General features: G+C 60.2%; 19 protein-coding genes. 8 read left to right on the forward strand and 11 right to left on the reverse strand.

Features of this window, described 5'->3' with window-relative positions:
- Positions 1-118: 118 nt before the first annotated feature.
- The gene (locus ACILSR_RS17845) at positions 119-1531 is read right to left on the reverse strand and encodes a DUF1501 domain-containing protein (protein ID WP_395751152.1); all 1413 of its coding nucleotides are present in this window, start codon (positions 1529-1531) and stop codon (positions 119-121) included.
- Between the two features lie 158 nt (positions 1532-1689).
- The gene (locus ACILSR_RS17850) at positions 1690-2673 is read right to left on the reverse strand and encodes a malate dehydrogenase (protein ID WP_395751153.1); all 984 of its coding nucleotides are present in this window, start codon (positions 2671-2673) and stop codon (positions 1690-1692) included.
- A 130-nt stretch (positions 2674-2803) separates the two neighbouring features.
- On the opposite strand from ACILSR_RS17850, the gene ACILSR_RS17855 reads away from it, so the two are divergent.
- Entirely contained in the window at positions 2804-5446 is a 2643-nt protein-coding gene (locus ACILSR_RS17855) for an Amuc_1098 family type IV pilus outer membrane protein (RefSeq protein WP_395751154.1), read from the forward strand.
- A gap of 26 nt (positions 5447-5472) precedes the next feature.
- Here ACILSR_RS17855 and ACILSR_RS17860 read toward each other — a convergent pair whose 3' ends face one another.
- Positions 5473-5766 (reverse strand): 4a-hydroxytetrahydrobiopterin dehydratase, encoded by a 294-nt coding sequence (locus tag ACILSR_RS17860; RefSeq protein ID WP_395751155.1) that lies wholly within the window; start codon positions 5764-5766, stop codon positions 5473-5475.
- A 98-nt stretch (positions 5767-5864) separates the two neighbouring features.
- Here ACILSR_RS17860 and lepA point away from each other — a divergent pair, with 98 nt between their 5' ends.
- A complete protein-coding gene (gene lepA, locus ACILSR_RS17865) occupies positions 5865-7661 on the forward strand; it encodes a translation elongation factor 4 (protein ID WP_395751156.1) in 1797 nt (598 codons plus the stop codon).
- A 55-nt stretch (positions 7662-7716) separates the two neighbouring features.
- On the opposite strand, the gene ACILSR_RS17870 is transcribed toward lepA, so the two are convergent.
- Both ACILSR_RS17870 and ACILSR_RS17875 read right to left on the reverse strand, forming a co-directional pair.
- A complete protein-coding gene (locus tag ACILSR_RS17870) occupies positions 7717-8154 on the reverse strand; it encodes a hypothetical protein (RefSeq protein WP_395751157.1) in 438 nt (145 codons plus the stop codon).
- Between the two features lie 31 nt (positions 8155-8185).
- Positions 8186-8398, reverse strand: a complete 213-nt coding sequence (locus tag ACILSR_RS17875; protein WP_395751158.1) for a hypothetical protein — start codon at positions 8396-8398, stop codon at positions 8186-8188.
- 110 nt (positions 8399-8508) lie between these two features.
- Between ACILSR_RS17875 and ACILSR_RS17880 the strand changes: the two genes are divergently transcribed.
- From ACILSR_RS17880 to lepB, 3 genes are all read left to right on the forward strand, one after another.
- Positions 8509-9642, forward strand: a complete 1134-nt coding sequence (locus ACILSR_RS17880; RefSeq protein ID WP_395751159.1) for a histidine decarboxylase — start codon at positions 8509-8511, stop codon at positions 9640-9642.
- Positions 9639-10043: an ACT domain-containing protein gene (locus ACILSR_RS17885; RefSeq protein ID WP_395751160.1), complete on the forward strand. Its 405-nt coding sequence runs from the start codon at positions 9639-9641 to the stop codon at positions 10041-10043. The genes ACILSR_RS17880 and ACILSR_RS17885 overlap by 4 nt, the downstream gene beginning before the upstream one ends.
- 75 nt (positions 10044-10118) lie before the next feature.
- The gene (gene lepB, locus ACILSR_RS17890; RefSeq protein WP_395751161.1) at positions 10119-11351 is read left to right on the forward strand and encodes a signal peptidase I; all 1233 of its coding nucleotides are present in this window, start codon (positions 10119-10121) and stop codon (positions 11349-11351) included.
- A 90-nt stretch (positions 11352-11441) separates the two neighbouring features.
- Here the strand turns inward: lepB and ACILSR_RS17895 are convergent, their stop codons facing one another.
- From ACILSR_RS17895 to ACILSR_RS17915, 5 genes are all read right to left on the reverse strand, one after another.
- A complete protein-coding gene (locus tag ACILSR_RS17895) occupies positions 11442-11951 on the reverse strand; it encodes a hypothetical protein (protein ID WP_395751162.1) in 510 nt (169 codons plus the stop codon).
- Positions 11952-11983: 32 nt separating this feature from the next.
- Positions 11984-13345 (reverse strand): acetyl-CoA carboxylase biotin carboxylase subunit, encoded by a 1362-nt coding sequence (gene accC / locus ACILSR_RS17900; RefSeq protein ID WP_395751163.1) that lies wholly within the window; start codon positions 13343-13345, stop codon positions 11984-11986.
- 103 nt (positions 13346-13448) lie between these two features.
- Complete coding sequence (gene accB, locus ACILSR_RS17905) at positions 13449-14012, reverse strand: acetyl-CoA carboxylase biotin carboxyl carrier protein (protein WP_395751164.1); 564 nt, start codon at positions 14010-14012, stop codon at positions 13449-13451.
- Positions 14013-14118: 106 nt separating this feature from the next.
- Complete coding sequence (gene menB, locus ACILSR_RS17910) at positions 14119-14931, reverse strand: 1,4-dihydroxy-2-naphthoyl-CoA synthase (RefSeq protein WP_395751165.1); 813 nt, start codon at positions 14929-14931, stop codon at positions 14119-14121.
- A gap of 131 nt (positions 14932-15062) precedes the next feature.
- The gene (locus ACILSR_RS17915; protein ID WP_395751166.1) at positions 15063-15974 is read right to left on the reverse strand and encodes a PfkB family carbohydrate kinase; all 912 of its coding nucleotides are present in this window, start codon (positions 15972-15974) and stop codon (positions 15063-15065) included.
- Positions 15975-16142: 168 nt separating this feature from the next.
- Between ACILSR_RS17915 and ACILSR_RS17920 the strand changes: the two genes are divergently transcribed.
- The 3 genes from ACILSR_RS17920 (at position 16143) to ACILSR_RS17930 (ending at position 19975) form a co-directional block, all read left to right on the forward strand.
- Positions 16143-17393, forward strand: coding sequence for an OmpA family protein (locus ACILSR_RS17920; RefSeq protein ID WP_395751167.1), 1251 nt, complete (start codon positions 16143-16145; stop codon positions 17391-17393).
- Between the two features lie 6 nt (positions 17394-17399).
- On the forward strand, positions 17400-18479 hold the full coding sequence (locus ACILSR_RS17925) for a hypothetical protein (RefSeq protein ID WP_395751168.1): 1080 nt from the start codon (positions 17400-17402) through the stop codon (positions 18477-18479).
- Positions 18480-18595: 116 nt separating this feature from the next.
- Positions 18596-19975 carry a PQQ-binding-like beta-propeller repeat protein gene (locus tag ACILSR_RS17930; protein WP_395751169.1) on the forward strand — a complete coding sequence of 460 codons (1380 nt, stop codon included), beginning with the start codon at positions 18596-18598 and terminating at the stop codon, positions 19973-19975.
- A gap of 1 nt (position 19976) precedes the next feature.
- Here the strand turns inward: ACILSR_RS17930 and ACILSR_RS17935 are convergent.
- Positions 19977-20488 (reverse strand): SMI1/KNR4 family protein (locus ACILSR_RS17935; protein WP_395751170.1); only part of this gene is annotated, 512 nt, incomplete at its 5' end.

The raw sequence follows: 20488 nt of genomic DNA on the forward strand, positions 1-20488 counted from the left end.
CTCTCTCCGCCAAACCGACCGACTGCGAGGATGTTCGCACGCCCCAATGCTCACAGCAAGAAGGCAGACGGTCGGGCTGTCGCCACAGCCGTCCTGCAAACAGACGAGCACACCCCGCTCACGCGATCACTTCCCGCACCACATGCCCCTGCACATCCGTCAGCCGGAAATCTCTTCCCGCATGCCGGAACGTCAGCTTCTCATGGTCCAGGCCGAGCTGGTGTAGGATCGTCGCATGCAGGTCATGCATGTGCACCTTGTCATCCACTGCCATGTGGCCGATTTCATCCGTCACGCCATGGGCGTATCCGGCTTTGAAGCCACCACCTGCCACCCATACGGTAAAGCCCAGCGGATTGTGATCGCGCCCCGTACCGTTCTTCTCGGCATAGGGCGTACGTCCGAATTCACCGCCCCACCACACGATGGTGTCTTCCAGCAACCCGCGCTGCTTCAGATCGTAAAGCAGGCCGGCGATGGGCTTGTCCACGGCTGCCGCATGATCGCCATGCTTCGGCAGGTTGGAGTGCTGATCCCAGGCAGGGTTGTTCGAGTTGTCGCCGTAGTTCACCTGAATGTAGCGCACTCCCTGCTCAGCCATGCGGCGGGCCATGAGGCACTGGCGGCCGAAGTTGTCCGTCGGTTTCTCATTGATGCCGTAGAGCTTCAGCGTCGCCTCGGATTCATCGCTGATGTCCATGGCACCCGGCGCTTTGTTCTGCATGCGCCAGGCCAGCTCGTAGCTGCGGATTACCGCATCGATGTCCGTATCTCCCGGCATGGCATGCGCGGCCTGCTCCGCATTGAGAGAACTCAGCAGGCCGAACTGCTTGCGCTGCTGCTCCGGCGTCCAGATCGCATTCGTAATGTTTTTGATGCTGGACTCCTTTGCCGGCATGCCGCTGCGGCCCACCGGCGTGCCTTGAAACACCGCCGGCAGAAACGCATTGCCATAGTTGCGAGGCCCGCCATTCCCCAGACTCGGGCTGATCGTCATGAAGCCCGGCAGATTCTCATTCTCCGCGCCGAGGCCGTACATCACCCACGCACCCATGCTGGGGCGGATGTTGCTCGTGGTGCCCGTATGCATGAAGAGGGTGGCCGGCCCATGCGCCACGCCCTCGGTGTGCATGCCGTGCAGGAAGCACAGGTCATCCACATGCTGGTTCATGTGCGGGAAAAGATTCGAAGCCCAGCGCCCCGTCTCGCCATGCTGTTTGAAGTCCCACAGCGGCTTCATCACCCGCTGCAGTGCTCCCTTGCCCGTTTTGGCGATGGAGCGCGAGTCCGCCACCTCGATGATCTTCCCATCATCTTTAAAAAGACGCGGCTTGTAATCAAAAGAATCCACATGGCTCACACCGCCCTGCATGAAGAGGAAAATGACTCTCTTCGCCTTTGGCTGATGATGCGGCTTCTTCGTCGCGAGCGGATTGGCCAGCGCTGCCTGGCTCTGCGCCATGGCCTGCCAGGCCAGATAGCCAAAGCCACAGCCGGTCGTTTGCAAAAAATCGCGACGAGAAGAGAACATGCTGCCTAAACGCCGCCCGGGCAGGCTGTTTTGCGCAAGAAATATTCTTTGTCCCGGGTTCCAGCTCAGACAAAACAAAAGCCCCATGCATCCTTCGACGCATGGGGCCTTCAAATCAGAGCGGCTCGGAAGCACTGGCAAACGCGCCTCCGGCGCCCTTACAGCATCTCCGCCACAAACGAGCGCTCATCCGTGAGCTCCTTGTTCGTCGCGGCGATCTTGGACTTCGCGAAGTCGTCCATTTCGTAGTTCGTGATCACCTCGTAGCTGCCCGGGGTCGTAGTTTTCACCGGCATGCCAGCCCACACTTCAGGGGCAAAGCCGTAAAGTCCATTGCTCTTCACGGCGATGGAGTGGATCGCACCCGGAGTCACGAGGGAGCGCACGTGATCCACCAGCGCGTTAGCCGCGGAGGCTGCGGAGGAGGCGCCGCGGGCGGCGATGATGGCAGCGCCGCGCTTGCCCACCGTCTCGCAGAAGGGTCCTTCCAGCCAGGCCTTGTCATTGATCACCTCAGCCGCCGGCTTGCCGCCGATGGTCGCATGCGCAAAGGCGGGGAACATGGTCGGGCTGTGGTTGCCATAGATGAAGATGTCCTTCACTTCCGTGAGGTCCACACCGGCTTTCTGGGCCAGTTGAGTCTGGGCGCGGTTCTGGTCCAGGCGCACCATGGCGGTGAAGCGGTCCGGCGTGAGGCGTTTGGCCTGGGACGCGGCGATCATGCAGTTGGTGTTCGCGGGGTTGCCCACCACAGCCACTCGGGCGTCATCGGCCGCCACGGCGTCGATGATTTTGCCCTGCTCGATGAAGATTTTGCCGTTGTCCTTGAGCAGGTCAGCGCGCTCCATGCCCGGGCCGCGGGGTTTTGCACCCACCAGCAGGCACCAGTTGGCGTCCTTGAAGCCCACGCTGGCGTCGGAGGTCTGCACGATGCCCTTCAGAAGGGGGAAGGCGCAGTCATCCAGTTCCATGGCCACGCCTGCGAGCGCCGCCATCGGCTTCTCAAACGGAGCTTCGATGAGCTGGAGGATCACCGGCTGGTCCGGGCCAAACATGGCGCCGGAGGCGATGCGGAAAAGGAGGGCGTAACCGATTTGACCGGCGGCGCCGGTGACTGCGACTTTGATGGGGGCTTTGGCCATGGGTGATTGGGGAATGAGCCGCCATCAGAGCAAGATGCGGCGGGAGGGCAACTCCGGGCTGAGATTCCTGACAGAAAATGCTTGGGCGAAAGACGGAGTCCTGTTATAAAATCCAATTTCCCCAATTTTGATGCCTCAGCTGCCTTCTCCGCAACGCTCTGCCCCCCAGTTTTTCCGCTGCCTCCCCAGTCGCGGTCTTGTGGCGTGCCTTTCGGTCATTCTCGTTTCGGCCTCTGTTCGGACCACCCAGGCCCAGTCAGTCTCCGCGATGGCCCAGGCAGAGGCACGCCGGCGTGCCCTCCAGGTGAACAAGCTCAATGAGGACATCGAGCGTGGCTACCAGTTGATCGACCAGGGGAAATCGGCGGAGGCTTTGGCTTTGTTTGTGGAAGTGTATAAGGCGGTGCCGGACATTCCTCTCGCCAAGGCTTCTCGGCTGGCCGCTCGGGATGGCTACGTCGTGGCCGGCAGCATGCAGGTCCAGGATCTTGCTGCCAAAGGAGACCTCGCCGCCGCCAGCAAGCTGCTCGATGAAATGCTCGCTCCTGAGGTGGCTCCCAACGACTCACGCCTCGTGGTGCTCAAGAAGCGACTGGGAGACCCGGACCGCTTTCCCCCCGCTTTGACACGCCAGCATGTGGAAAATGTGGGCGCCGTCCAGACTCTCCTCATCAAGGGCAATTCCTTCCTGCAGATCGGCGATCCCGACAAGGCCATCTCCACTTTCCAGGATGTCCTGAGAATGGACCCTTATAACAGCGCCGCGAGACGTGGCATGGAGAACGCCGAGCGTGAGAAGCAGAAGTATTTCAAGAGCGCCTACGATCACCAGCGGTCCAAGATGCTCAGCGCGGTGCAGCAGACCTGGGAGGATCCTGTTCCTCTGACCGCCACGGACCGCAGCGCCCTGTTTGGGGCTGGTTCCGCCGCTCTCGTCAATCAGCAGACCGGCAGTGACAGAATCACGCAAAAGCTTCGCAGCATCATCTTCCCGCATGTGGATTTTTCTGGGGTGACGCTGGAGGAGGTAGTCGAGCTGCTGCGTGTGCGCAGTCATGACCTCGATCCGGAAGGGAAGGGGATCAGTTTTGTGATCAGCGTGCCTCCGGAGTCGCGCACCAAGCCTATTTCCCTGAACATCTACAACGTTCCGATGGAGGAGGTGCTGCGCTACGTCAGCGAGATGTGCGGTGTCTCCTACAAGGTGGACGAGCACGCGGTGATCTTTGTGTCCTTGAGTGAGCGCAACAACGTCATCATCTCACGCACCTTCCGTGTGCCCCCGGACTTCATTCAGAGCTCCCCCGGAGCCGGGCCGCCGGCTGGTGGAGGGAACGATCCCTTTGCTGCGCAGACTCCGCCGCCAGGAGGAGCCCTGGTCATCCGCCGCATGGGTGCCAAGGAGTTTCTTGAATCTCGTGGAGTGACCTTCCCGGAGGGGACCACTGCCAGCTACAGTGCGGCCACGAACACCCTGATGGTCCGCAACACCCTCCTCAACATGGAGACGGTCGAAATGATTGTGGAGCAGGCTGCCAAGGCTTCGCCCAAGATGGCGGTGATCCACGTGCGCATGCTGGAGGTAAACCAGACAAATTTGGACGAGCTTGGTTTTGACTGGCTCATGGGTGGCGTGGGCACCAATGGCAACAATCTCTTCTTCGGCGGTGGCACCGCTGGCAACGGAGTGCCGTATAACTCGGCCAATTATCCTTTCTCCACTCCCTACACCATCCCTTCGCAGGTGGTGAATGGTCTCACCGTTTTCCCTGCCATTCCGATCAATGGCTCCCTTGCAGGCCCGATCCCATCAGGAACCACCGCACCTTTCCCCTACGGCGGCGGACCCCTGACTTCAGGGCTCCGCACGGGTTCCTACGCTACGACTGCGGACTCCATCGACACTTTGCTCAAGACGGGTTCAGTTACCCAATCTCAGGCTTCGGCTCCTGGCGTGCTTTCCGTGGCCGGAGTTTTCACAGATCCGCAGTTTCAGACGGTTCTGCGTGCGCTTTCCCAGAAAAAAGGCGTGGACGTCAACGCCTCTCCCAGCGTGACCACCAAGAGCGGTCTCAAGGCCACGGCGGAGATCACCCAGGAGTTCATCTACCCGACTGAGTTTGATCCGCCGAGACTTCCCCAGGGCGGCGGTGGCGGCACCATTCGTTTTGGCGGCGGCGGCGGCGGCGGTGCTCAGCCACCCATGATCGCCACACCCACGACACCTACCGCCTTTGAAATGAGGAAAACCGGCGTGCTTGTGGAAGTGGAGCCGGTGATTTCAGAGGATGGCCGCACGGTCGAACTCACCATTTCCCCGGAACTGACCACCTTTGAAGGGTTTGTGAACTATGGCTCACCGATTCTCAGCCCGGCGGCCGTGAGCGTTGTGCCCATCCAGTTGGGCGCTGCGGGAACCACTACTGTCGGCACCACTGGCTACGTACCCATCAGCAACCCGGATAATCTGATCACCCCGAACTTGATTCTCCAGCCAATTTTCAAAGTTCAGAAAGTCACCACGGCAGTCAAAATATATGACGGTGCCACGGTGGTTCTGGGCGGGGCCAAAATTCAGAAGCACACCTTGGTGGAGGATAAAGTTCCAATTCTTGGCGATATGCCCTTCGTGGGCCGGATGTTCAAGGCGAACACCAAGCAGACGGACACCAAAAACATTGTCATTTTTGTGACGGTGGAGGTTGTGGACCCCTCTGGTCAGAGAGTGAACCGGGACAACGGCGCCTCCGCCACGGCTTCCGTGGTCAAGTAAGTCTTAGTCTTCGGACCTGGCGTTTTTTAAGCAGACGCTGCCGCTGTCACCTGACCTGCCAGGTCAAAATCCAGCGCTGTCAGGCCTCCCGCGCTGTGGGTGGACAGGCGCACCTTCACCTTGCGCCAGCCCACAAGCAGGTCCGGATGGTGGTTCATCGCCTCCGCCAAAACCGCAATGCGCCGGACGAACTCTATCCCGGCCATATAGCTGGGAAAACGAAACTCCCTCACCAGTTCCCGGCCTTCCACCACCCAGTTTTCTGAAAGGGTGCCCAGTCCCCTCTTGATCGCATCTTCATCCAATAGTTCGGGTCTCATCCAGAAGAATCCGCCTGCTGGGGCAGGGGATCAAGCATCGGAATTGCATTCTTCCCGTCACTGCACTACATACTCCGCCCCCCCGCCAAGCCATCTGAATGTCCATTTCCCGCACCCGCAATTTCTCCATCATCGCCCACATTGACCATGGGAAGACCACGCTCTCTGACCGACTGCTGGAGTTCACGCAAACCATCACCGTCCGCCAGCAGCAGGATCAGCTGCTTGATTCAATGGATCTTGAGCGCGAGCGCGGCATCACCATCAAGGCCCATCCGGTCTGCATGAATTACAAGGCCAAGGACGGCCAGATGTACAAGCTCAACCTGCTCGATACCCCCGGGCACGTCGATTTCAGCTACGAAGTCAGCCGCTCTCTTGCCGCCTGTGAAGGCGCTCTCCTCCTTGTGGATGCCTCGCAGGGCGTCGAGGCGCAGACTGTGGCGAATTTGAACCTCGCCATGCAGCAGAACCTGCATGTCGTCCCCATCATCAACAAAATTGATCTCCCCAGCGCCGATGTGGACAAGGTGAAGCGCCAGCTTGAGGACATCCTGCAGCTCTCCTCCGAGGAGGCCGTGCCTGCCAGCGCAAAGATGGGCATTGGCATTGAGGACATCTTGGAGGCCATCGTCGCCTTCATCCCTCCACCAACCGATCCTGGAGACGGTTACCTGCGCGCCTCGGTGTTCGATTCCATCTTCGATCCCTATCGCGGCGTTGTCAGCTATGTCCGCGTCGTCTCTGGCACCATCACTCGTGGTCAAAAGGTGCGCCTCATGGCCTCCGGCAACGACTCTGAAATCAAGGATGTCGGCACCTTCCGCCCCAAGATGGTCCCCTGTGAAAAGCTTGAGGCTGGCGATGTCGGCTACATCATCGCCAACGTCAAAACCACCGCAGATGTGAAGATCGGCGACACCCTCACCGAAACCCGCAAGCCGGCCCCTGAGCCGCTGCCAGGCTTCAAGGAGATCCACCCCCTCGTCTTCAGCGGAATCTATCCCGTCAGCACAGACGACTTCGAGGCGCTCAAGCTCGCCGTCGGCAAACTTCAGATCAATGACGCCGCCTTCACCTTCATGGCGGAAAGCTCCGCCGCCCTCGGCTTCGGCTTCCGCTGCGGCTTCCTCGGCCTCCTTCACATGGAGATCGTCCAAGAGCGCCTCCGCCGTGAGTTCGACATGGATGTCATCTCCACCTATCCGTCCGTCATTTATGATGTGAAGAAGACCGATGGCACCGAACTCCAGGTGGACAATCCCACCTTCCTCCCACCGCAGGCGGAGATCGAGGAGATCCGCGAGCCCATCGTGAAGGTGAATATCATGATCCCGAACGAGAACATCGGGGACATCATGCAGCTCGTCATGGACAAGCGCGGCGTTGTTAACAACACCGAAACCCTCGACGACCGCCGCGTCCTTCTGCACACCGTCCTGCCGCTGAACGAGATCCTTGTGGACTTCAACGACAAGCTCAAGTCCATGACCCGTGGTTACGGCAGCATGGAGTACGAGCACGCCGGCACCCAGGCCGCCGAACTCGTCAAAATGGACATCCTCATCGCCAGCGAGCCCGTGGACGCCTTCTCCTGCATCGTCCACCGCAGCAAAGCCGAAAGCCGTGGCCGCCAGCTCTGCACCAAGCTCAAAGAGGTCATCCCCCAGCAGCTCTTCGTCGTCGCCATCCAGGCCGCCATCGGTGGCAAGATTATCGCCCGCGAAAGCATCAGCGCCCTGCGCAAAGACGTCACCGCCAAATGCTACGGCGGCGACATCTCCCGTAAACGCAAGCTCCTCGACAAGCAGAAGGAAGGTAAAAAGAAAATGAAAGCCATCGGCCGGGTGAATATCCCGCAGGAGGCGTTCATCGAGGTGCTAAAGACGAACTGAGGCCAGCCCACCACAATCTGCCAAATGCGGCTGTCGGTTGTGGCTGACCGTCTTGTCACGATCCGCCGGTCGCGGACTGCTTGACTGCTTCAAGCTGCTTTACCGTGAGGAGATCATGAGGGCGGCCCATGGCCTTTTTGGCTTGGATCAGGGTGTCGAGATCCAGAATACGGAGCTTTCCGACCGGCAGGTCGAGCTCCAGGCTGTGCTTCAGCACCTCATAGAAGTCGCCCACAATCAGAACGCCGCCGAGGCAGTCAATCACTCCGAGATCGGTCTTGATGGACAGATTCTTCAGTTGTCCGCACATCTCAGGCGTGAGAGCCACCGGCAGGTCCGGGCGCATTCGATGCACCGGATGCTGATCTTCGAACGCGTGCTGAATCCGCATCAAATTGTCTATTGTAAACCGGCAGCACACATCCACGTCACGGGTCGTGAGCGAAGAGCCGTGTATGGCGGCCGCCAGCCCGCCCACCAGGACAAACTCCACCTCGGCTTTGATCAGCCGCGCAAGCTACTGATTAAGTTGCTGCATGGCGGCGTTGCGTTGCAGCTCTGCCCAGCTCGCAGAAATTGACCGTATCGTCGTTGGCCAGGATGCGCTCCCAGGGCGTGAGCTTTAGATTTTCTTTGATCAACGAAAGATCGATGCCTGTCTCGAGATCCGTCTTGGGGCGCAGTTCATCCTCGCGCGGAAAGGCATTTTCAGAAGATCGTGCGGCAGGTGCGGCCATGGCAGGAGCATGTCCAAATGCTGTCGGAGAGCAAGCTGCGTCTTTCTGCTCATGCAAGACCGCAGCCGGGCTTGCATCCGAACGAGCTTTCCAGGAGTATTATTATTGCTGTGACTCCTTCCAACCTCAGTCCCGCAGGCCTGCAGCGGCTCGACGACCTGTACGAGCGACTGCGTGCCTCCAGCGCACGCAACGTTGGCTACCCCACCAACCAGGCCTTTGACTATTCTGAGCTCTTCCGCTTCCTCGAGTTCAGCATCAACAATGTTGGCGATCCCTTCCACAGCACCAACTACCGCCTCAACACCATGGAGTTCGAGCGCGAAGTGTTGGCGGACTTTGCCCGCTTCACAAAAGCACCTGCCGACGAATGGTGGGGCTACGTCACCAGCGGTGGCACGGAAGGAAATATGTACGGCCTCTATGTCGCCCGTGAACTGTACCCGGACGGCATCTGCTACTTCAGCGAAGACACCCACTACAGCGTCGCCAAAGTCCTGCGCCTCCAGCACACGCGCAATATCATGATCAAAAGCCAGCCGGACGGCCAGATGGACTATGCCGACCTGCGCGAAACGCTGCGCATTCACCGCGATGTGCCTCCGATCATTTTTGCCAATATCGGTACCACGATGAAAGGTGCGGTGGATGACCTGGCAAAAATTCGTGCCATCCTGGAAGACCTCGCCATCGGCAGTGCCTACATCCATGCCGATGCCGCCCTCAGCGGCATGATCCTCCCCTTTGTCGATGCACCGCAACCCTGGAACTTCGCCGACGGCGCGGACAGCATCTCGATCAGCGGCCACAAGATGCTCGGCTCCCCCGTCCCTTGCGGCGTCGTGCTCGCCCGCAAGGCCAACGTGGACCGCATCGCCCGTTCCATCGAATACATCGGCGCGCTGGACACCACCATCGCCGGCTCCCGCAGCGCCTTTTCGCCGCTGGTGCTGTGGTACCGCCTCCGCTCCCTCGGAGAGGAGGGGTTGCGGTGCATGGTGCATCAATGCTTGGAAAATGCGGAGTATGCCGTGCAGCGTTTCCTCGCTCAGGGCATCGAAGCCTGGCGGCATCCGAACTCCATCACCGTAGTCTTTCCCAAGCCTCCGCCCTCCATGATGGAGAAGTGGACCATCGCCCCGCGCAAAAACATCGGCCACCTCATCGTCATGCAGCACGTCACACGGGCCACCATCGACGCCTTTGTCTCCGACTTCGCAGCCGCACTGCAGCCATCATCATGAAACAGCTCACCGTCCTTGTGCCGAACGAGCTTGGCATCGCCGCCAGGCTCACCGCCTGCCTCGCCGAGCGCGGCGTCAACATCGAGGAAATCGATGTCGAAAGCGTTGAAGATCACGGCGTGGTCGTGCTCAGTGTGGACCGCTATGACGAGGCGCTCCGCGCGCTCAGCGAGCATGGATTTCGTGCCATCACCCAGGACACCCTGCTGGTGCGGCTGGAGGACCGGCCGGGCGCCCTGGCCGCAGTCGCCATGCGCCTGAAGGACGCCGGGCTGGACCTGCGCTCCATGCACATCCTGCGGCGCGATGCCTCCAGTACCACCGCCAGCCTCGTTTGTTCTGACAATGCCGCTGCTGCCGAGGTGCTGCGCGATGTCCTCGTGGTCGAGCCGCGAGCCTGAAGCAAACTGGCTTTGAGGCGATGACGGCACTTGAGCATTGCCCGCAATCTCCTAAAGTTGCCTTTCCGACCCCCGATGTTTTTCTTCACCCCCCGCTACCTCAAGCATGCCAAGCTCCTGCACAAGGGCGTGACGCGCTTCATCAACTACAAGCGCGACATCCTGCCGCCGGCAAAGCTGGAGGAGATCACCGCCCTGCGCACCAGCCTGGAGCAGGCCATGCGGGCCAAGGACCAGAAGCGCCTCAGCGAGCTCAATGAGGAAATCAACAAAGCCTGTGAAAAGGCGCTGCCGCATGTGGAGCATTCCGACATTGGCGAAAACGTGGAGGTCTTCTTCGTCGCCATCGTCATCGCCTTCGGCATCCGCAGCTACATCGCCCAGCCCTTCAAGATCCCTACCGGCTCCATGCAGCCGACCCTCTACGGGCTCGTCGCGGAGCACACCGAGCAGGACGTCACCCCGAATGTGCTGGTGCAGTGCAAGGACTGGGTAAAGGGCCGCAGCTACTACAACGTGGTGGCCAAGCGTTCCGGCAAGCTGCGAATGAAAGACCCCCTGACCGAGCACAGCTTCCTCGGTTTCTTCATGCACTGCCGCATGCATTTTGAAGACGGCGGTACGCAGTGGATCTGGGCGCCCATTCGTCAGCTTGCCTCAGATGAAAAATTCAACCTGGGCTTTTTGAAGCTCGTTGGTGCGCAGATCCGGCCGGATGGCACTCATATCACCCCCGATGCGCAGTATGTGAGCGACGTTTCGGAACTCGGCGGCAAGCAGATCACCCAAGGTCAGCTTCTGGCCCGTGGCACCCTGGACACGGGTGATAACGTGCTGGTGAACAAATTTGCCTACAACTTCCGCCGCCCCTCCCGTGGCGAGGTGTTCGTCTTCACCACCAAAAACATCCGGGGCATCGAGGAAGATCCCCGCTTCGACAAGCTCCAGGGTTCCCAGCATTACATCAAACGCCTTGTCGGTGTGCCGGGCGATCGCCTGGAGGTGAAATCGCCCCTGCTGTGGGTGAATGGCAAGCCCGCGGAAGAGTTTGGCATGAAGCGCGTCGGCGGGATGCAGGGCCTCTACAAAGGCTACGGCAGCATTGGTTTCCTGGGCGAGGGCCGGGAGCGCGAACTCGCCAATCGCGACGACAAACGCGACGACAAACGCGAATACTGGGCCATGGGAGACAACAGCTACAACAGCTCCGACAGCCGCTACTGGGGCGCCGTCCCCGAGCGCAACCTCGTCGGTCCCGGCCTCTTCTGCTACTTCCCGCTTCTGCGCAACTGGGGCCTGATCCGGTAGCGCCTCCGGCAGGAGTGGGATCCGCCACTCACACCCGTTTCCAAGGAGCGGGGCCATCAATGCATGCCTGCCTTCAGTGCATCGCGGTCTCTACTCCCGGGTCACCCGGTAGAATCGTCTGCTCGGCAGGCCGAAAGTGAACCGGTGAAAAAGACAAAGCAGCAGAGTCAGGATCCCCAATGAGGCCACAAGTTCAAAACCGACGTAGCTGATTTCCCATCCGTCCCGCATCAGGGACGCGATCCTTTGCAGAAGGGGAAGCGCCTGGACGGCGAAGACCATGTTGACCAAGGCCAGAAATAAAACGCCTATCACGTAATTGAATCGGCTGCGCTTGGCCAACAGCAATGAGATCGAGGTGAAGATCCAAAATGAGACAAGCAAGAGGTGACGAACGGTAAGATACGGCGTGAAAGCGTCAGCACCACCTCTGCGAAATTGTGAGCATCCTTCGGTAAGGAAGGAGAAGGAGAAAATCCCCACCAAGATCAGCAGCCATCGGGTCGAAATGGGCCGCGGCATGCTGTCTCCCATCTCCCACGGCGGTACCACATTGCTCTGGGGCGCCGCGTAGGGATTGACTTCGCTTTCAGGTTTCATGGGGGATCTGCGGAACTTCCGTCCCGCATTCCTCAGGCCTTCATGCCTTCCTGGCGCAGGAAATTTTCCACCCAGGTGATGTCATATTCACCGTGCTGGAAGTCGGAGGTGGTCAGGATCTGGCTCTGCAGCGGGATCGTGGTCTTGATGCCTTCCACCGTGAACTCGCCCAGCGCACGACGCATCCGGCGGATGGCGATGTCACGCGTAGCACCGGTGACGATGAGCTTCGCGATCATCGAGTCATAATAGGGCGGCACCGAGTAGCCGGAATAGACATGGGTGTCCACGCGGACGCCACGGCCACCGGAGGTGTACCACAGGTTGATCTTGCCCGGGCTGGGAGCGAAATTGCGCGCAGGGTCTTCGGCATTGATGCGGCACTCGATGGCATGGCCACGCGGCTGCGCGTCCACCACGTGCTCGCTCAGCGGCAGGCCGGCGGCGATGCGGATCTGCTCCTTGATCAGGTCGCAGCCATACACTTCTTCCGTGATGGGATGCTCCACCTGGATGCGGGTGTTCATCTCCATGAAGTAGAAATTCTCGCACTTGTTATCAACGAGGAATTCGATGGTGCCGCAGTTTTCGTAACCGATCTCTTTGCAGAGCTTCACCGTGGCGTCGCCCATGCGCTTGCGCATTTCAGCGGAGATTTTCGGGGAAGGGCACTCCTCGATGATCTTCTGGTTGCGGCGCTGCATGGAGCAGTCGCGTTCGCCCAGATGGACCACGTTTCCGTGGGAGTCGGCCACGACCTGGAACTCGATGTGGTGGGGCTTTTCAACAAGCTTTTCCATGTACATGGAGCCGTCGCCAAAGCATTTCAGGGCTTCGAGGGACGCTGCCTGAAAGCTGGAGCCGAGGGTGGCTTCATTCAGCACCGGGCGCATGCCGCGGCCACCGCCACCGGCGCTGGCTTTGACCATGACAGGGTAGCCGATCTTCCGTGCCCACTCGAGGGCTTCCTCCTCTGTGTGGATGATGCCGTCGGAACCAGGCGTGATCGGCATGCCTGCCTTCAGTGCGGTTTCACGTGCCACGTTTTTGTCCCCCATCATGCTGATGACGCGGGCGGACGGACCGATGAACTTGATCTTGCACTGGTCGCAGACTTCCGCGAATTCAGCCTTCTCAGAGAGGAAGCCGTAGCCGGGGTGGATCGCGTCCACATTGGCAATTTCCGCCGCACTGATGATGCGGCTCATTTTCAGGTAGCTCTCGGTGCTGGGGCCGGGTCCGATGCAGATGGCTTCATCAGCAAGGTGGACGTGCATTGAATCCACATCCGCTTCGGAATAAACCGCGACGGTTTTGACGTCGAGTTCTTTACAGGCACGAATGACGCGGAGTGCGATTTCACCACGGTTGGCAACGAGGACTTTTTTGAACATGAGAGAGGCGCGGAAGGTGGGGGAAGATCTGCCGGGTTTGCTGCACCGGCTGGCCGCTTTCGGCGGGGCCGGGCATCAGAAAAAGGGCAGGTTGGGTGGCGAATCAGGCTTTCAACTCGAACAAAGGCTGGCCGTATTGGACGGGCTTGCCGTCTTCCACCAGAACACGGGCGATGGTGCCGCGCATTTCCGCCTTGATTTCATTCATGACCTTCATGGCCTCGATGATGCAGACGTTCGTGTTTTCGTCCACGCTGTCACCGATGTTGACCATGGGCTTTTCACCCGGGGCGGTGCTGCGGTAGAAGGTGCCGACCATCGGGGAATTGATCGTCGGACCCATGGCCGCGGAGGCGGCGGCCGGGGCCGGTGCGCTGGCTGCAGCAGCAGGGGCGGGAGCCACAGCAGCGGCGGCCACCGGGGCAGGAGCGGCGGCATACGCCATCGGTGCTCCGGAGGTCATAGGCATGCTTTGGAGCAGTTCTTTCACGGTCTCCAAATCAGAACCCCTGCGGAGTTCGAGTTTGGCGCCTGGCTGCTCGCTGTGGAAATAGGTCAGGTTGTTCTCAGCCATCAGTCCGACGATTTCGCGGATCTGTTTGAGGTCGTAGGCTGAGGACGAGGGGGCGGTGGGGGAAGCTGGTTTAGTGGTGGTACGTTTGGCCATGTCGGGGAGAGTGTGTCAACGAACGGGAACCGATCATACAAACTCAGCCTGATGTGGCAACCATAAAGGCATCCTTGACTTTTAAGTTGGAAGCTTTCCGCTCCTTTCAGGGAACTCGTGGAAACTTCGAAAAATCGGGTTTCCGCTTCTCCACATAGGCATTTTTGCCCTCCTTGGCCTCCTCGCTCATATAATAGAGCAGGGTGGCGTTCCCCGCGAGATCCAGCAGACCCATCTGGCCGTCGCAGTCTGCATTTAGGGCAGATTTGAGGCAGCGCAGCGCCAGCGGGGAGTGCTGCAGCATCTCCCGGCACCACTTAAGAGTCTCTTCTTCAAGCTGTTCCAGGGGGACGACGGTGTTCACCAGCCCCATTTCCAGGGCCTGCTTGGCGTCATACTGACGGCAGAGGTACCAGATCTCCCGCGCCTTCTTCTGTCCCACAATGCGGGCCAAGTAGCTGGAGCCGAGGCCCCCGTCAAAGCTGCCCACCTTGGGGCCGGTCTGGCCAAAACGTGCGTTTTCCGCCGCGATGGTCAGGTCGCACACCACATGCAGCACATGCCCGCCGCCGATGGCGTAGCCCGCCACCATGGCCACCACGGGCTTTGGCAGCGTGCGGATCTTCCGCTGCACGTCCAGGATGTTCAAACGAGGCACCCCGTCATCGCCGATGTACCCAGCGTCTCCGCGCACCTTCTGGTCGCCGCCCGAGCAGAAGGCCAGGGGCCCCTCACCACAGAGTATGATCACGCCCACGCTCCGGTCCTCATGCACAATCTCAAACGCCTCCAGCATCTCCTTCACCGTCAGCGGTCTGAACGCATTGCGCACTTTCGGCCGGTTGATCGTGATCTTGGCGATGCCGTCACTGGTCTTTTCCAGCTTGATGTCCTTGAAGGTTTTGATGGGGGTCCACATGGGAAGTTTGCAGTTGTTGGCGGTTGTTGGCCATGGTTTGCAGTGGTTGGCCGAGCCTCCAGAGGAGGGACGTCAGCAGTGGTTTGGAAACAATGGCAAACCACTGCAAACAACAGCCAACCATCGCAAACTCAGAAGTTCGTAAACGAGCGCAGCTCCGCAATACGCGCGGCGATGTCCGCCTTCGTCACGGTCTGCAGCTTGTGCGTGCTAAAAGCCTCGCAGGTGTAGCTGGCGGTCACGCTGCCGTGGACGACGGCAGTTTTGAGGTCTTCAAAGGTGGGCTTCGTCTTCCCGTTCGCTGCCAGCCAGCCGGAAAGGCCGCCGAGGAAGGAGTCTCCCGCGCCGGTGGGGTCAAACACGCTGTGCAGAGGGTAGGCGGAGCAGGCAAAGAACTCCTCCGGCTTTTCTCCAAACAGGAAGCTGCCGTGTTCGCCACGCTTCACGATCACAAAGCGCGGTCCCTTGGCCTGCAGCTTGCGCCCGGCGTCCACCAGATTGGTCGTGCCGGCGAATTCCTTGGCTTCTCCGTCATTGATCACAAGCAGGTCGATGCGCTTGAGCACCTCGTGCAGTCGCTCATTGGCGATGTTGATCCACAGGTCCATCGTGTCCGCAGTCACGAAGTCCGCCTGCACCTGGTCGAGCATCTGCATCTGGTTGTCCGGGCTCATGTTCGCGGCCACGGCCACCTTCGCAGCCTTGGCGGCTTCGGGAAGCTTCGGCTGCCACTGCTCCAGCACATTGATGCCCACCTTGTGCGTGGTGCGGTTGTTCATGTCCTCGTGATATTCGCCGGTCCAGGTGAAGGATTCTCCAGAGCTGTGCTCCAGCCCGTCCAGCGTGATGCCGCGTGCGGCCAGCATGTCGAGGTGCGGCTTGGGGAAATCATGGCCGATGACGCCCACCAGATGGATGGGCTGGCAGAAAATGCTTGCGGCCAGCGCGGCATAGCTGGCGGAACCTCCGAGCAGGTTTTCCTGCGAATCTTGCGGAGTTTTGACGTTGTCGAGGGCGACTGTTCCGGCGATGACGACTGACATGGGCGTGTAGTTTTGGTTAGGGAATGTTTAACAGTTATTTCTTTACTCGCAGGCGGCGTCCTTTAACGGTACACAGCGCCAGCGGGGGCCGCGGATTATCGGTTCCGGCTCCGTTGTGTCAATTGCCACTCCGCACACTCTTTCATGCGCCTCAGTCTTTGTTTTTTCATGCTGATCCTTCTGCCCGTGGCGACAGGCGTGCATGCGTGGCTGTTCTGCCGTGAGAATCTGCCCGTCCTCACGCAGGAGGCGCTCGTCCGCCTGAAAGCGGCCGGAGTGCGTAATCCCGTGGTGGAGATACGCTTCTTTGACATCGCGGTCACCGGAGAGGCGCCGGACCCTGCGGCGCGTGAAAAAGCGCTGGCCTCCATCCGGTCTCTCGGCCCCCTGCGTTTGCTTCCGGCAGCCGAGCGCGTCCACGTGCTGGCCAGCCTCACGGCCCAGCTGGACGGTTCCAGACTCCGCCTCAGCGGTTGGTTTCCAGAGGGAGATGAAGTCCGGAATGTTCAAAGTCTCCTGGCTGATCTGCGCCCCGATCTCGTGATCGACGCGGCGGATCTCCGCACCGCAGCCGTCGTTCGCTGGCAGGAAGGCATCAAGCCACCCCTCACCGCCAGCAGCGCTCTGCTCAAGCCCATCATCGACACCCTGCGCGTCCCTGCGGAACTGCATATTAGTGCCAGGGCGGATGCCATTGTGCTTTCAGGAATGCTTCCAGACACCAAGCTGAAAGGAGAGCTGGTGGCTGCCCTGGCTGAAGTCGCTGGCGCTCGGGTGGTGGATCCGGCTGCGCTGAAAGCCAGCCCTCATGTTTTGACCGCCGCGTTCGCCAAGCCGGAGCTTCTCGCGGCTTTTGTGCGCAGCTTTTTCAGCGTTCCGCCACCCCGTTCCTTTGACATTCAGAGCGATGGCATTCCGCACCTCAAAGGAGTCGCCACACGGCAGATGGAAAGCGCCTGGCTCGCGCTGCTGCGTCCCGTCACGGGGGCGGCCAAGGTGGATGCCCAGTTCACTTTGGTGCCGTCTCTTTATCATTTTCCGGAATATCAAATTCAGTCCAGGCTGATGCCTGAAACCATCGATTCTCTGCGCGAGGCATTGCGTGGATTTGTGATCAACTTTGACGCGGGCTCTGCTCAGATCCCGCCTGTCGAGCAGACAAAGCTCGCCACGCTGGCGCCTACGCTGCTGGCTGCCGGGCCGGCGCTGGGACTGGTGATCGGCGCCCACCCGGATCCCGCCGGTCCTGACAGTCTTGAAAAGCACATTGGCAAGGCTCGTGCAGACGCCGTGCTCTCCTTCCTCGTTGAACAGGGTGTTCCTGCCGCCGACATCAGCGCCGTGGTGTTTGATCCGGTGCCTGCTGGATCACCTTCAGCACCAGCCAGTCCACGCAGCGTCGAACTCATCATCAAATAGCCGCTCATGAAATTCGACTTTGAATCCCTTTCCTCCGAGCCGCTAGTTTACATGCTCATGCACAGCGGCGCGTTCGTCTGCGTGCTGGGTTTTATTTTCTTCGTCGTCGGCATGCTCTTCGGGTATGCCACCTGGGGGCGTTACAAGCACCAGACCCGCGAACTGCGTGGCGAGGCTGATGCCATGAAGGAGGAGATCGCCGTTTTGAAACGAAAGATCGGCGATCACTCCATCAAATCGGGCGCGGCTGTGGCCATGGCCACCGAGACCATTCACATGCCTAAAAAGGACGGCGCTCATTCTGCTGAGCAAGCTCCCGCGGTCACTGAGGAGACCATCACCACACAGGAGGTCGTCCAGCCCGTCGTCCCCGCACCTGATCCACCAACGCGAGACGAGCTGCCGAAAGTGCCCGCTAACATCATCAAAGTCAGGACCGCCAGCCCTGCCGGGAAGCCTCTGGAAATCATCCCCAAACCGGAAGACAAAGAGAACGACGCGGAAACCGCCACAGTTTCCGAAGCTCTGGAGGCAATGGAAGCACAGGAAGCACCGGAGGCACCGGAGGCACCGGCGCCGCCCCCCGGGCCTTTGGCAGAAGAGCCTGCCGCTTTCCCGGCGGAAACGCAGCCTGAGCCCGCAAGCCATGGTTCACCTCTTGCCGCCATCATTGCTTCACCTCCTCACAAAGGAGGCCCGGAGGAAGAAGCCCCGGTTGCCGAAACTCCAGCCACTCCCGATTCTGCGACCACGCCTGCTGCTTCAGAAGTCCTCCCTACGGTCATCGAACTTTCAGTGCCCCCGCTTCCGGCGCTGGATTTTCATCCGGAACTCGACCCCAAACTGGGGCTGATCTACAAGGGCCGGCCGGAACAGATCGACGACCTTACGGAGCTCAAGGGCATCTCGCAGGATCTGCAGCAGCGGCTTCATGACATCGGCATCTATACCTTCACGCAGATCGCCGCCTGGAATGAAGACCACATCAAGGAATTCTCCGCCCGGCTTGCCTTCAAAGACCGCATTCAGCGTGAGCATTGGGTGGAGCAGGCAGCGCAGCTGGCCGCAAAGCCTGTCGCCGCTTGAGCAGGCCAGGGAACCCAGCGTGAAGTGGTCCGCACTCTCAGAGTGCAGCGTCTGGAAATCACCACGTGCCCGCATGCATGCGCAACCACCGCCGAATCTCAAGGTTACACGTCCTCATGATCACGCGCTTTTCCTTGCTGGCTCTTGTTTTAGCCACCCTCACCACCAGCGCCGCCGACTGGCCGCGCTTTCGCGGACCCAATGGCAGCGGCATCGCCCCAGATGACAAACCCGTGCCGGTGGAGTGGAGCGCCACAAAAAACCTCAAGTGGAAGGCCGACCTGCCCGGCCCCGGTTCCTCCAGCCCCATTGTCGTCGGAGACCGCATCTTCCTCACCTGCTGGACCGGCTACGCCACCGAAGGTCAGCAAGGCACGGGAGACATCGCCGCCCTCATGCGCCACCTCATCTGCATCGATCGCGCCTCCGGCAAGATCCTCTGGGACCGCGCCGTGCCTGCCAGGCAGCCCGAGGAGCGCTACGGCGGCATGTTTGCCCAGAACGGCTACGCCAGCCACACCCCCGTCTCCGATGGCAAGAGCGTCTTCGCCTTCTTCGGCAAGTCGGGCGTGCACGCCTTCGACATGGAGGGAAAACCTCTCTGGCAGGCCGATGTGGGTGACTGGGACGACCGTCGCGGCTGGGGCACTGCCTCCAGCCCCATCCTTCATGGCGATGTCCTCATTGTCCCCGCCGTCGTGGAAAGCCAGGCCCTGTATGGCTTCGACAAAAACACTGGCAAGCAGCTCTGGAAAGCTCCCTCCGAAGGCTTCGCCAGCACCTGGGGGACCCCCATCATCGTCCCGGTCGATGACCATGCCGATCTTGCCATCGCGGTGCCCGGAGAAATCTGGGCCTTCAATCCCGACACCGGCAAGCTCCGCTGGTACGCCACCGGCCTGCAAAGCGACTCCGTCTGCAACAGCGTCGTCACCGATGGCAAAGCCATCTTCGCCATGAGCGAGCGCGGCGGCGGCTCCGTTGCCATCAAGGCCGGTGGCAAAGGCGATGTCAGCGCCACCAACACCCTCTGGACCGGCTCCAACGGCTCCCGCATCTCCACCCCCATCCTCTGGGAAGACCGCCTCTACTGGATCAGCGGCTCCATCGCCACCTGCCGCGATGCCAAAACCGGCACCGAAATCTACACCGAACGCATCGAATCCACCGGCGGAGGCTCGACCGCAGCCGCGACACCTCAAGGCGGTGGAAGCGGTCAGGGCTTCGGATTCGGTGGTGGAAACGGCGGCGGACGCCGTGGCGGTGGTGGCGGCATGGGCGGCGGGGACTACGCCTCGCCCGTCGCTGCCAACGGGCACCTCTTCCACGTCGGTCGTCGCGGCGAAGTCCTCGTCATCAAGCTCGGCCCCAAATTCGAACTCATCTCCCGCAACAAAATCGAAGGCGACACCTCCGACCACAGCGCTACGCCTGCGATCAGCAACGGGCAGCTCTTCCTCCGCTCTGCCAAGACGCTGTATTGCATTGGGGAGTAGGCTATTCGTACTCGCGCTTCACACGAAACATTTCGGAGAAACAATCGGCCACTTTGTGGATGTCGTCCGCATAGGTTAAGCTGCCTTCAGCCTCATCCGACCACGCAAAGCACGAGTAAATGGCTCCAAAGTCTGCGCCATTGAGCGACATCAGGAACAGCCCCATGGCTCCATCCCGGCCGATCGGAAGCAAGTTCTCTTTTCCCGGTGGCTGCGACCAGTGAAGTGTGGACAGCAGGGAGGCCTCCATTTCATTGGTTTGCATGGAGAACAGCATTCCAAATTCGTGAGACCCTCCATTGGGAATGCCTCCGTTGTAAGCACGAAGATACGCTTCAAAGCTTTCAGGCAGAGCAGTCTTCGCTTCACGTTTAACCCGGATACCGAAGTTAAAAGAAGCATCGTTTGGAGCTGAGAGCGTGGTTACTTGGAGTTGCGACACAAAAAGCACCCGACGACCATGCACCAAACGATGCAGGGGACATTGCACCCCGTTTTCAACTCCCGCCAGCT

This window comes from Prosthecobacter sp., from assembly GCF_044222565.1.
Classification (GTDB): domain Bacteria; phylum Verrucomicrobiota; class Verrucomicrobiia; order Verrucomicrobiales; family Verrucomicrobiaceae; genus Prosthecobacter.